Annotated in this window: 13 protein-coding genes; 10 read left to right on the top strand and 3 right to left on the bottom strand. The window is 32.3% G+C overall.

Going from position 1 to position 13022, the window contains the following annotated elements:
- The first annotated feature begins 316 nt into the window (after positions 1 to 316).
- The 10 genes from ACIQ16_RS04070 to ACIQ16_RS04115 all read left to right on the top strand — a co-directional run bounded on the left by ACIQ16_RS04070 (position 317) and on the right by ACIQ16_RS04115 (position 9741).
- A complete protein-coding gene (locus tag ACIQ16_RS04070) occupies positions 317 to 700 on the top strand; it encodes an HU family DNA-binding protein (protein WP_396148888.1) in 384 nt (127 codons plus the stop codon).
- 136 nt (positions 701 to 836) lie between these two features.
- A complete protein-coding gene (locus tag ACIQ16_RS04075) occupies positions 837 to 2390 on the top strand; it encodes a response regulator (protein ID WP_396148890.1) in 1554 nt (517 codons plus the stop codon).
- Positions 2391 to 2529: 139 nt separating this feature from the next.
- Complete coding sequence (gene tsaE, locus ACIQ16_RS04080; protein ID WP_396148892.1) at positions 2530 to 2946, top strand: tRNA (adenosine(37)-N6)-threonylcarbamoyltransferase complex ATPase subunit type 1 TsaE; 417 nt, start codon at positions 2530 to 2532, stop codon at positions 2944 to 2946.
- Between the two features lie 191 nt (positions 2947 to 3137).
- Positions 3138 to 4085: an alpha/beta hydrolase family esterase gene (locus ACIQ16_RS04085; RefSeq protein WP_396148894.1), complete on the top strand. Its 948-nt coding sequence runs from the start codon at positions 3138 to 3140 to the stop codon at positions 4083 to 4085.
- Positions 4086 to 4277: 192 nt separating this feature from the next.
- Positions 4278 to 5006 carry a DUF4184 family protein gene (locus tag ACIQ16_RS04090; protein ID WP_396148895.1) on the top strand — a complete coding sequence of 243 codons (729 nt, stop codon included), beginning with the start codon at positions 4278 to 4280 and terminating at the stop codon, positions 5004 to 5006.
- Positions 5007 to 5214: 208 nt separating this feature from the next.
- Entirely contained in the window at positions 5215 to 5514 is a 300-nt protein-coding gene (locus ACIQ16_RS04095) for a nucleotidyltransferase family protein (protein ID WP_396148897.1), read from the top strand.
- A 166-nt stretch (positions 5515 to 5680) separates the two neighbouring features.
- A complete protein-coding gene (locus ACIQ16_RS04100) occupies positions 5681 to 6877 on the top strand; it encodes an alanine dehydrogenase (protein ID WP_396148899.1) in 1197 nt (398 codons plus the stop codon).
- A gap of 19 nt (positions 6878 to 6896) precedes the next feature.
- Positions 6897 to 7985 (top strand): AI-2E family transporter, encoded by a 1089-nt coding sequence (locus ACIQ16_RS04105; protein WP_396148901.1) that lies wholly within the window; start codon positions 6897 to 6899, stop codon positions 7983 to 7985.
- Positions 7985 to 9160 carry a class I SAM-dependent methyltransferase gene (locus ACIQ16_RS04110; RefSeq protein WP_396148903.1) on the top strand — a complete coding sequence of 392 codons (1176 nt, stop codon included), beginning with the start codon at positions 7985 to 7987 and terminating at the stop codon, positions 9158 to 9160. The genes ACIQ16_RS04105 and ACIQ16_RS04110 overlap by 1 nt, the downstream gene beginning before the upstream one ends.
- Before the next feature lie 2 nt (positions 9161 to 9162).
- The gene (locus ACIQ16_RS04115) at positions 9163 to 9741 is read left to right on the top strand and encodes a hypothetical protein (RefSeq protein WP_396148905.1); all 579 of its coding nucleotides are present in this window, start codon (positions 9163 to 9165) and stop codon (positions 9739 to 9741) included.
- A 7-nt stretch (positions 9742 to 9748) separates the two neighbouring features.
- On the opposite strand, the gene nhaA is transcribed toward ACIQ16_RS04115, so the two are convergent.
- The 3 genes from nhaA to gap form a co-directional block, all read right to left on the bottom strand.
- Complete coding sequence (nhaA, locus tag ACIQ16_RS04120; RefSeq protein WP_396148907.1) at positions 9749 to 10897, bottom strand: Na+/H+ antiporter NhaA; 1149 nt, start codon at positions 10895 to 10897, stop codon at positions 9749 to 9751.
- Positions 10898 to 11040: 143 nt separating this feature from the next.
- On the bottom strand, positions 11041 to 11892 hold the full coding sequence (locus ACIQ16_RS04125) for an N-acetylglucosamine kinase (protein ID WP_396148909.1): 852 nt from the start codon (positions 11890 to 11892) through the stop codon (positions 11041 to 11043).
- 75 nt (positions 11893 to 11967) lie between these two features.
- Positions 11968 to 12978 carry a type I glyceraldehyde-3-phosphate dehydrogenase gene (gene gap / locus ACIQ16_RS04130; RefSeq protein WP_396148912.1) on the bottom strand — a complete coding sequence of 337 codons (1011 nt, stop codon included), beginning with the start codon at positions 12976 to 12978 and terminating at the stop codon, positions 11968 to 11970.
- Positions 12979 to 13022 lie beyond the last annotated feature (44 nt).

The raw sequence follows: 13022 nt of genomic DNA on the forward strand, positions 1-13022 counted from the left end.
CGAAATGACAATTATTACTTATTGTTTTTTTATCTTCAACAAAATACGGTACTTGTTAATTTCAAATTTAATAAAAAAAGCGTCAATAGCCTTGTAGAATGATTCCTACAAAACAAAAGCAACAGCACTTTTATTTCTTTTTAACCAGTAGTAAAAATCAACTACACCTTTTAATAATTTAAAAAGATGTACGACTTTCATTCAAAAGATGTACATCTTTTACCTAAAAGATGTATAACTTTATTCAAAAAGATGTACATCTTTTAATATATTTGTAAGGTTAAATTACTTTTTTTATCGTTACTAACTTATTTATATGTCCGTACAATTTAAAATGATACCTAAAAAAAACAGTTTGGTATCGCCTCCAGAAACAAAATACTACCCTTGTGCCGTAAGCAAAGGAGAAGTAAATTTAGATGATTTAGCCCGTATAGTGGCAAGCAGAACTACTATGAGTCGACCAGATTGCTTTGGTGTAATTATGGCTTTAAGCGATGTTATTGGCGAATCATTAGCAAATGGGAATATCGTTAGAATTGATAATTTAGGTACCTTTCAACTAAATTTAACTGGCACACCTGCGGATACAGAAGCAGCTTTAGGAAAATCGAATATTAAAGCGGCAAAAATTAATTACAAACCCTCAAAAGATTTAAAAACCAGAATGAAAAGAATTACTTATAAACGTATGCGATAATTCATTGTATTCTTACTCAATCCCAATTTGATGTTTCATACACTGAATTATTTTCTAATTTCTTAAAATTTTACACAATTTTTAAGAAAATTTACGTTTAACATATAGTAACTTGCACTTTTAAATCAGACATACGATGAACAATATAAAAATACTTTGGGTAGACGACGAAATTGACTTATTGAAGCCACATATCTTATTTTTAGAAAAGAAAAACTATACCGTGACTACGTGTAACAACGGACAAGACGCGATTGACTTATACAAAGAAACCGCCTTTGATGTGGTTTTTTTAGATGAAAATATGCCTGGACTTTCGGGTTTAGAAACGCTATCGGAAATGAAAGAATTTAAATCTTCCACTCCTGTAATTATGATTACAAAAAGTGAAGAAGAATACATTATGGAAGAAGCCATTGGTAGTAAAATTGCCGATTACTTAATAAAACCCGTAAATCCGAATCAGATTTTATTGAGTTTAAAGAAAAACTTAGACCATTCGCGTTTAATTTCTGAAAAAACTACGTTAGATTATCAGAAAGAATTTAGAAAAATTGCGATGGAAATGGCAATGGTAAACTCGTTTGATGAATGGGCGGAATTTTATAGAAAATTAGTGTATTGGGAAATTGAATTGGAAACCATAGAAGACCAAAACTTAATTCAAATATTAGAAAGCCAAAAAGCGGAAGCCAATTTGCAATTTGGAAAATTTATTGAACGTAATTACGAAGATTGGTTTGATGAAAAAGCAGACAAACCGATTTTATCTCATAAATTATTTGGCGAACTGGTAGCACCTGAAATTCGTAAGAAAGACAAACCTATTCTATTTGTAGTGATAGATAACTTGCGTTTGGATCAATGGAAAATTTTCGAAAACATTGTATTCAATCATTACAAACCTGAAAAGGAAGTGAACTACTACTCTATTTTACCAACCGCTACTCAATACGCCCGAAATGCTATTTTCGCAGGATTGTTGCCGTTAGAAATGGAAAAGAAATACCCACAATATTGGAAAAACGATACTGATGAAGGTGGAAAAAATATGCACGAAGCTGATTTTTTAAACGAACAACTAAAACGTTTGGGTTTAAATATTAAAAGCGAATACTATAAAATCACCAATTTACGTGATGGTAAGAAGTTAGTAGATAATTTTAAATCGTGTAAAAACAATGATTTAACTACTATTGTGTACAATTTTGTAGATATGTTATCGCACGCTAAAACCGAAATGGATGTGGTAAAAGAATTGGCGTCTAATGACAAAGCGTATCGTTCTTTAACGTTAAGTTGGTTTAAAAATTCGCCTTTGTTAGAAATGATTCAGCAAGCACAACAAATGGGTTTTAAACTTATTATTACTACCGACCACGGTACGATTAACTGCAAAAATCCATCGAAAGTGATTGGCGATAAAAACACCAGTTTAAATTTACGATACAAAACAGGTAGAAGTTTAACGTACGAAGACAAAGATGTGTACGCTGTAAAAGATCCTAAAAAAATAGGTTTACCCACCATAAATATGACCAGTTCGTATATATTTGCCAAAAGCGATTTCTTTTTAGCGTATGTAAACAACTTTAATCATTATGTAAGTTATTATAGGAATACGTATCAGCACGGTGGAATTTCATTAGAAGAAATGATTATTCCGTGTATTGTTTTAAATCCGAAGTAGAATAGGTAAAAGGTTTTGGGTATGAGGTAAAAGGCAAAAGGTATGAGGTAAAAGGTATAAGGTAAAACCGTATACCTTAAACCATAAACCCTGAACCCTAAACCTTTAACCCTAAACCTTTAACCCTAAACCCATAAAAATGACTGCAACATTCACATTAGAAGACATAAATAAAGTAGCTAAAGAAATTCTTGCTACACCGAGTTTAAAAAAAGTAATTACGTTTCACGCGACTATGGGTGTGGGTAAAACCACATTAATTAAGGAATTGGTTAAAGAATTAGGCGTTACAGGAAATTCAAGTAGTCCTACTTTTTCATTAGTTAACGAATACGAATCGGAAACGGGTGAACCTTTATATCATTTCGATTTGTATCGTATTAATGACGAATTAGAAGCGTATGATATGGGAATTGACGAGTATTTTTATTCTGGAAATTGGTGCTTTATTGAGTGGCCAGAAAAAATACCACATTTATTGCCTTTAGACCACGCCTCAATTGTAATTAGACAGTTACCTAATGGAAAAAGAGAATTGGTTTTGAAAAATGATTAAAATAGGGTTATTCTTGTAAAAAAGTTTCAAAATATTTTATTATTTTTGATTTAATAATGTGAAAAAAACTTTCGCCAATCTTTCCAATTTGGAATAAAAGTGGTTTTGAAATTTTCGCATATATACAAGTTAGTGGCAATTAAACCAAACACTACCTGAAAAGTCTAACCTGAAAATAATTTAAAGATATAATGAGACAGACTATTTTTATACTAACAATTTTATTTACGCTTCTTTCGTGTAACAAAGATGACAGTTCAACATCACCGGCTGACAGACCGAGTGAGCAAAAAACAGTAAACCTAACAGTTGACGGAAACGCAAGAAGTTTTATAGTATATCTTCCGACAGGTTACAACAACGCAGGAAAAATGCCTATGATTTTTGCTATTCACGGAGGAAGTGGAACACCAGAAGGAATGATAAACATTGCTAATTTCAAAACTATTGCCGACAGAGACAAAGTTGTTTTGGTTTATCCAGCAGGAATTCAAAATAATTGGAACGATGGAAGACCAACAACACCAAATCAATTAGGAATAAACGATGTTAGTTTTTTCAACCAAATGTGTGATTATATGATTGCAAATAATTCGGTTGACGGTACAAAAATCTATGCAACAGGGATTTCAAATGGTGGATTTATGTCTTCTCGTTTAGGTTGTGAATTAAGTAATAGAATAGCCGCTATCGCAGTGGACGCTGCAACAATAGAAGCGACAACAATAGCAACAAGTTGTAATCCAGGCAGACCAGTTCCTGCAATTTATATTCACGGAACAACTGACCCACTAGTTCCATTCACAGGTGGACAAATGACAGCAGGAGGAACAGCAGGAGGTACTGTTTTATCTCATTTTCAAGCCATAGACAAATGGGTAACAATTAATGGTTGTAATTCCACACCAACTATAACAGACTTACCAGACATAGCAAACGACGGAACAACAATTAAGCAACGAGTTTATTCAAATGTGACTAATGGAAGTGAAGTGGTGAGTTACGTTGTTTTAAATGGCGGACATACTTGGCCACAAGGTTATCAATATTTGAATGAAGCCATTATTGGAAAGACAAGCCAAGATATGAATGCTTGTGAAGTAATTTGGACTTTTTTCAAACGATTTAAACGACAATAAATTAACTGCCACTAACAGCGGTTTGCAAAAATGGCGGGTTTTGGGCTTAATTTAAAGTTGGTTTTGTACTTGCAAAGTCAGTGTTTAACCGAAAGTTTAGGCTTCCTTAATCCGCCACTTCTGCAAGCTGCGGAACGTTACCACCAATTATAAAAGACGACAGCAAAACAAATAACGAACAGATAAAAAGAAATGCCATTTACATTTTCACACCCAGCCATAGTTTTACCGTTGACATTTTTGCCTCGACAATGGTTCTCGTTGACTGGACTTGTAATCGGCAGTTTGACACCAGACTTTGAATACTTTTTAAGAATGAGAATTAAGAGCAATTACAGCCACACAATTGACGGACTTTTTTGGTTCGACTTACCTTTAGGACTGTTGCTTGCTTTCATTTTTCACAACATTGTTCGAGACAGTTTATTCGACAACTTGCCGACAATTTTAAAATCAAGATTTTCAGTATTTAGACAGTTTGACTGGAACGGACACTTTAAAAGAAACTGGTTCGTAGTGACAATTTCAATTCTAATCGGTGCGGCTTCACACATTTTTTGGGATAGTTTTACTCACGACCACGGTTATTTTGTGCAGACAATTCCAGCATTACAAAACTCGGTTGACTTTTTAGGCAGACAAATTCCAATCTTAAAAATATTGCAACATTCTTCGACTTTACTCGGTGGACTTGTAATTGCTTTTGCCATTTATAAACTGCCGACAAACAAGACTGAAAACGAAAATATACATTTAAAATATTGGGCAATTTTAGCAGGTCTAACTTTGACAATTATTTCGATAAGACTTTTAATCGGACTTGACTATAAACAATACGGAAACGTAATTGTGACAGCTATTTCCGCAGGACTAATTTCATTAACAATAACACCGTGGCTGACAAGGTCGAAAGAAAAATAACTGGTGGTAACAGGCGTTTGGCAAGATTGCGTATTTTGTAGTAAATACACGTTTATTTCTCGCAAGAAATTTTATCTTTGATAGAAAATAATCGGTTCCGAATCCTTGAACCTTGTGTAGCTGCGGAACCTTGTGGCAAGGCTACAAAAAATCGTTAAAAATTGAAACTTAATGTTTTTTATGTATTTTTTTTAAAATTAATAATTATATGAACTTAATTGAAAATCATAATAATGATATCTTAAATTTATGCAAAACACATAAAGTAAAATCTTTATATGCTTTTGGCTCTGTTTTAACCGACAAATTTAACAGCGAAAGTGATGTTGATTTAATTGTTGATTTTGAAAATCTGGATGTTTTAGATTATGGAGATAATTATTATAACTTAAAGTTTTCACTTGAAAACATTTTAGAAAGAAGTATTGATTTATTAGAAGAAAAAGCTATTAAAAACCCCTATTTTAGAAAGACATTAAATCAAAATAAAGTACTAATTTATGGATGATAATATGAAAATAATCGGTTCTGAAATTCGTAACTATGCCAAGCCACAAAACCTCACATTCTTAACTTGTTTCAGCATCTCAAACCATTGGTTTTCTATATTATTTAGCTGCTCGCTTGTAACTTAATAGAAAATTACTTAATTTGGCTACAAAATCAAAACACGTATGTCAATCTATACTCCATTTTCAGCCAAACAATTGCTTCCGCAAGAAGAAAAATTGGAAATTGGCAAACACAAAAGTGAATTGTTTATAGGGATTCCTAAAGAAACGTCTTACCAAGAACGTCGTATTTGTTTAACACCCGATGCGGTGAGTTCATTGGTAAGTCACGGACACCGTGTAATGATTGAAAGTGATGCGGGTAAAAATGCCAGTTTTTCTGATAAAGAATATGCAGATGCGGGCGCAGAAGTAACACAAGATACAAAAAAAGTATTTTCTTGTCCGATACTTTTAAAAGTAGAACCGCCTACTTTAGAAGAAATAGAAATGATGAATTTAGAAGCCATTCTGATTTCAGCCATTCAATTAAAAACACAGAAAAAAGAATATTTTGAAGCGCTTACCAAAAAGAAAATCACTTCATTAGCGTTCGAATTTATTAAAGATAGCGACGGTTCGTATCCAGCAGTAAAATCGTTAAGTGAAATTGCAGGAACGGCTTCGGTTTTAATTGCTGCCGAATTAATGATTAATAATAATGATGGTAAAGGATTGCTTTTTGGAAACATCACGGGCGTACCTCCTACTGAAGTTGTTATTTTAGGCGCAGGAACGGTTGCAGAATATGCCGTACGAACTGCATTAAGCTTAGGCGCTAACGTAAAAGTATTTGACAATTCTATTACGAAATTACGACGGTTACAAAATACATTAAACCAAAGAATATTTACCTCTACCATTCACGATAAAGCCCTTTTAAAAGCTTTACGAAGATGTGATGTGGCTATTGGCGCCTTAAAAGGGGAAAACAGAACACCCATTGTAGTTACAGAAACAATGGTAGAACATATGAAAAAAGGAGCCGTAATTGTTGATGTAAGTATTGATACGGGTGGTTGTTTTGAAACTTCAGAAATTACCACACACGAACACCCAACCTTTATAAAAAACAATGTCATTCATTATTGTGTGCCGAATATTCCTTCACGCTATTCTAAAACAGCAAGTATATCAATTAGTAATATTATCACGCCAACGTTAATAAACATTGCTGAAGATGGTGGTATTGAAACGGCTATTCGTTGCAATAAAGGATTGAAAAATGGTATTTATTTTTACCACGGAATTTTAACCAATAAATCCATCGCCGATTGGTTTCAATTGGAGCATAGAGACATCAATTTAATTGTTTTTTAATTCAATTACCCATTACAAAATGACATCTAAAAACATTTCTAATGCTTTACTTCGCACGCTGTTTATTCTTGCAGGCATAGTGTTTTTGGGCTATATTATTGGAGTAATTTCGTCGGTACTACTTTATGTTATTGTAGCGATTTTATTAAGTTTTGTGGCGCAACCCATTTCTGATTTTTTACAAAAAAAGTTACGCGTTCATCCTATTTTAGCTATTATCGTGTCATTAACGCTGTTTATTGTTTTAGCGTTTGGCATCTTGTTATTATTTGTGCCTTTAATAGTCAGTCAGAGTAAAAATTTAGCGTTACTTGATATGGTGGCGTTAGAAAAAAATTCTACGTTATTTATCAATCAAGTAGATGTTTGGTTGCAAACCTATGACATTCAGTATAAAAAATTAATAGACATTCAGAAGATTACACAATCGTTTAATTTTAATTTTATTACTGATATATTAAATTCGATAATTGGTTCCATAGGAAATTTTGGAATGGCTATTTTCTCGATATTTTTTATATGTTTCTTCTTATTGAAAGATCAAAAACTAATTACAACAAATTTACGAGCTGTTTTACCTGCGAACCACAGATGGCGCATTTTAGCTTCGCTTTTGCGTATAAAAAATATGCTATCTAAATACACCATTGGCTTATTAACACAGCTATTATTGGTATTTGTAATGTACTTAATTGTATTATTAATTTTTGGTGTAGAAAATGCGTTTATTATTGCGTTTTTAGGTGCCATTTTAAACATTATACCTTACATAGGTCCTATAATTGCTTTAGTAATGACGGCGTTTTTAACCATATTGGGGCACATTCACGAAGATTTTCAATTGGTAGTAATGCCCACCACATTATATGTTATTATTGGCTATTTTATTGTGCAACTTATTGATAATAATGTTAGTCAACCCATTATTTTTTCTAAAAGCACGAATTCGCATCCTTTAGAAATATTTTTGGTAACACTAATTTCAGGAACGCTATTAGGGATATTGGGAATGATTATTGCCATTCCTGTTTACACGGCTTTAAAAGTGGTACTGAAAGAGTTTTACCCTAAAAGCACATTTATTCAAATTGTAACCAAAGGTTTGTAATGCAGCTATCACTTCTCTCCGCCGAAATTCAAGAATTTATTAATTCGTCTTTACAAGCCAATATTTCAAAATTAGCGTTATCTAAAAACCCTTTTCCTGAAGTAGATTGGAAAGAAATTATCAATCAAATCGTATCTAAAAACAAATCGCAACATAAACTTCCAACTTGGTTTAACACGGATAACATTTACTATCCGCCAAGTATTTCCATAGAGCAAACGTCTTCTGAAATAACTGCCAAATACAAATCTGAATTAATTTCTGGTACCTCATTAATAGACTTAACCGGTGGTTTTGGCGTGGATGATTATTATTTTTCGAAAAAATTTGAGCGTGTTATTCATTGTGAAAGAAACGTGGCACTTTCAGAAATAGTGCAACATAATTATGGTGTATTGAATGTAACTAACATTACTTGTTTGGCACAAAACAGCACCGATGTTTTAATGCAATCGGACCGTACTTTTGATTGGATTTATATTGATCCAAGCAGACGAAGTGATGTAAAAGGAAAAGTGTTTTTACTTAAAGATTGTTTGCCAAATGTTCCTGAAAATTTGAGTTTGTATTTTTCTAAAAGTCAGTCTATTTTAATAAAAACTGCACCAATATTAGATATTACCGCAGGTTGTATGGAATTGGAAAACATAAAATCCATTCATATCGTAGCCATTGAAAACGAAGTAAAAGAGATTCTATGGCTTTTAGAAAAAGGATATGATGCTGAAATTGAACTTAATGCCGTAAACATTCAAAAGGAAAAAACAGATTGTACTACTTTTATTTTAGGTGAACATACGCCTGCACGCTTTAGTTTACCACAAGAATTTTTATATGAACCGAATGCGCCATTATTAAAATCTGGTGGTGTAGATTATTTGTGCGATGCGCTACATATTTCTAAATTACATCCGCATTCGCATTTATTTACCCATATTGAATTAATTGATTTTCCAGGAAGACGATTTATCATTAATGACGTCATTCCGTTTAAAAAAGAAAATCTTAAAAAGCACCTTGAAGGTAAGAAGATGAATATTACAACCCGTAATTTCCCTTTAACCGTTGAAGAAATTAGAAAAAAATATAAAATTGCAGATGGTGGCACTGTTTATGCTTTTTTTACCACCAACATAAATAACGAAAAAATTGTATTAATTTGCACAAAATTATAAATATGAAAACTTTAAAAATAACTGTTTTACTTTTTTTAACTCAATTTACGTTTTCACAAGACAAACCCTGCGAATATGAAATTGATGTTGCTACAGATACCAGTAACACACGTGTTTTGAAAGATAAAATTGTAGATGAAAGTGTTTTTGGAAATACTACATCATTTTTAACTTTTAAGCTTTTTAATGTGGATGGTTTTATAGGTTTGAATTTTCAATATTTACAAAAGAGTAAAGACTTCTTAACTCCAATATGCATAGACAAAAGCACGAAAATATATTTAGAAATGGCGAATGGCAAACAAGTGAAACTTATTAATTCTTTAGATACTGAAACGTGTAACGACTTGCAGTACGACGCTGTAGAAAAAAATAACCTGCGAATTTTATCTGGTTTCTTTTATTTCACACCTGAAAATTTTGAAGATTTAAAAACGTCAAAAGTGTATTTAATTAAAATTGCAGCAGCAACTGGTGATGTAAATTTTGTAATTAAACCAGAGTTAAAGTCGGAAATTTATAAAGACACTACTAATCCTGATACTTATTTTATAAATAACTTGAAGTGTTTGGGAATTTAATCAACGTTTAAGCTTCTTGTTGTTGATTTAAAGTTGTTTTTAAGAACAAAAAACCAACGATTCCTGCTATTAATGAGGAAAATACAATGATTAATTTCGTGTTATTAATTATTTCTGAGTTATCAAACGCTAAAAGTGTAATAAAAATAGACATTGTAAAGCCAATTCCGCCTAAAAACCCAACTCCTAAAATGGATTTCCAATTCATATCAATTGGAAGTTGGCACCAACCTATTTTTACCACAAGAAAAGTAAGAATAAAAATACCTAATGGTTTTCCTACAACCAAGCCCAACGCCACACCTAAACTGTAGTTTTCCGTAACAACTTCAGCTAAATTACCATTCATTACAATAGCGGTATTCGCTAAGGCAAAAATAGGCAAGATTAAAAACGCCACAGGTTTGTGTAAAATATGTTGTAAAATATAAGAAGTAGATTTATTTCCACCGCTTCCAAATGGAATAGCAAAAGCTAATAGCACACCTGTAATTGTGGCGTGTACACCAGAATGCAGCATAAAATACCACATAAAGACACCACCAATTAAATAAGGAAGTAGGTTTTTAACTTTAAAATATTTACCCAAAACATAAAGAAATACAAATATGCCTAAAGCGATGGCTAAATTGCTCCACAAAATGGTTTTCGTATAAAAAATAGCGATAATTAATATGGCACCTAAATCGTCAATAACGGCTAAAGCAGTTAAAAATATTTTTAATGACAAAGGCACACGATTTCCTAACAACGATAAAATTCCAATAGCAAAAGCAATATCAGTTGCCATAGGTATTCCTGCACCTGATTGCGTAACCGCACCAAAATTAAATGCTAAATAAATTCCCGCAGGAATCGCCATTCCACCAATAGCAGCAAATATGGGTAATAAGGCGTCTTTAATATTAGACAATTCGCCTTGATAAATTTCTCGTTCTAATTCTAACCCAATTAACAAGAAGAAAATGGTCATTAAGCCATCGTTAATCCAATATTCTAAAGGTTTGCCTGAAAATTCGGTTAACCAAAAATGGTGGTAACTTTCTCCAAAAGTAGAATTAGCTACTAGTAATGACGTTATGGTGCAAACCAATAATATCAAACCGCCCACTTTTTCGCTTTCAAAAAAATTATTAAATACTTGTGTGATTTTCATTCTTGCTATTTATACTACAAAAATACTGAATTTTAAGCTATTTTGTGCTGTAACCATTGAAAATTCGTATGATTAAAAAACAAAAAGCCCAAGTAACTTTCGCTACTCGGGCTTTTAAAACAAATTAACTTTTGCTAATATTATTAACTATTAGCCACGTGAAATTCTATTAATCCGTCTATTGGACGTCTTAATACATTCCCTATTTTGATTCCGTATTCATTTAAAACGGCTACTAATTCCTCTTTTAAATAAAAAGCAATAGAACCTACAAAATGAACAGGAATTTCTTTACAATTTTCAAACTGCATGATGTAATTTTCTACAAATGCAACCAATTCTTCTCTAATATATTTCTGACAGAATTCGGTGTTTTTATGCTTAATTAAAAATTTAGCATAGGTAGCCAAATACGCATTAGGATTTGGTTTTTTATATAAATTTTCTTTTACTGCATCTGGTTCTACATCAAATTCTTTTTCAAATTCTGAAGCCAAATTCGCAGGCATTTTATTAAAATAATAACCACGTAATAGATGACGACCAAAACGGTTTCCGCTACAATCATCCATAGCAATATAACCTAATGATTGTACTTTTTGATGTAAAACGTGCCCATCAAAATAACTACAATTTGAACCTGTTCCTAAAATACAAACAATGGCTTCTTGATTTTTTGGTGTAGTAGCAAAAACAGCAGCATAAGTATCTTCGTATACATTAACAGAAGCATTTTTAAAATAATCTTTAAATACGTCAGTTAAGAAGTTTTTCATACGATCTGTTCCACATCCTGCACCGTAAAAAAACAAATGAGCTGCTTTATCTTTATTATGTGAAATATCAAATTTATCATCCAAACGAGCAATTATTTCTTCTTTTGTTAGCACTTCAGGATTTAATCCTAATGATTGTGTGGTAAATAATACCTTCCCGTTAGTGTCTATGGCAATCCAATCTGCTTTAGTGGAACCACTATCTACAAGTAATTTCATGATTTTTAGAATATAGAGAAAAGAATATAGAATATAGAAACCAAATTTTTGATTTCTATATTCTATTTAATAATTTTATTTTAAAGAATTGATATGTAAAGCTAAATCAATTAATTTAGAAGAATATCCGTATTCATTATCGTACCAAGAAACCAATTTAAAGAAAGTTGAATTTAATCCAATTCCTGCATTAGCATCAACGATTGAAGTACGTGTATCTGATACGAAATCTTGAGAAACTACTAAATCTTCTGTGTATCCTAAAATACCTTTCATTGACGTTTCAGAAGCGTGTTTCAACACACTCATAATTTCTGCATAAGAAGTTTCTTTAGCTAATTTTACAGTTAAATCTACTACAGAAACATCAACCGTTGGTACACGCATAGACATTCCTGTTAATTTTCCATTTAAATCTGGAATTACTTGTCCTACTGCTTTTGCAGCACCAGTTGAAGATGGAATAATATTTACTGAAGCGGCACGACCACCTCTCCAATCTTTTCTTGAAGGACCATCAGCTACCATTTGAGTAGAAGTAGATGCGTGAACTGTTGTCATTAACCCTTCTACAATTCCGAAATTATCGTGAATTACTTTTGCTAAAGGCGCTAAACAGTTAGTTGTACACGAAGCATTAGAAACTACAGTATCTGCAGCTGTTGCTTTTTCGTGGTTTACTCCCATTACAAACATTGGTGCGTCTGCTGAAGGTGCTGAAATAATTACTTTTTTTGCACCACCTACAATATGAGCATTTGCTGTTTCTTTAGTTGTGAAAAAACCAGTACATTCTGCTACTACATCCGCATTAATACCCGCTTCATCCCATTTAATTTGAGCTGGATCTCTTTCTGCAGTTACACGAATGTATTTATCGTTAACGTATAATTTTCCGTCTTTAACTTCTACTTTACCAGCAAAACGACCGTGTACTGAATCGTATTTTAATAAATACGCCAAATGATCTACGTCTAATAAATCGTTAATGGCAACAACTTCTACATTGTCTCTGTTGTATGTTTCTCTAAAAACAATTCTACCAATTCTACCAAATCCGTTAATTCCTAATTTTACTGTTGACATAATTTTTAAATATTTGATTCCTCTGGAATCCTTTTGTTAATTGA

The sequence above is a fragment of the Flavobacterium sp. genome (genome assembly GCF_044360715.1).
Classification (GTDB): domain Bacteria; phylum Bacteroidota; class Bacteroidia; order Flavobacteriales; family Flavobacteriaceae; genus Flavobacterium.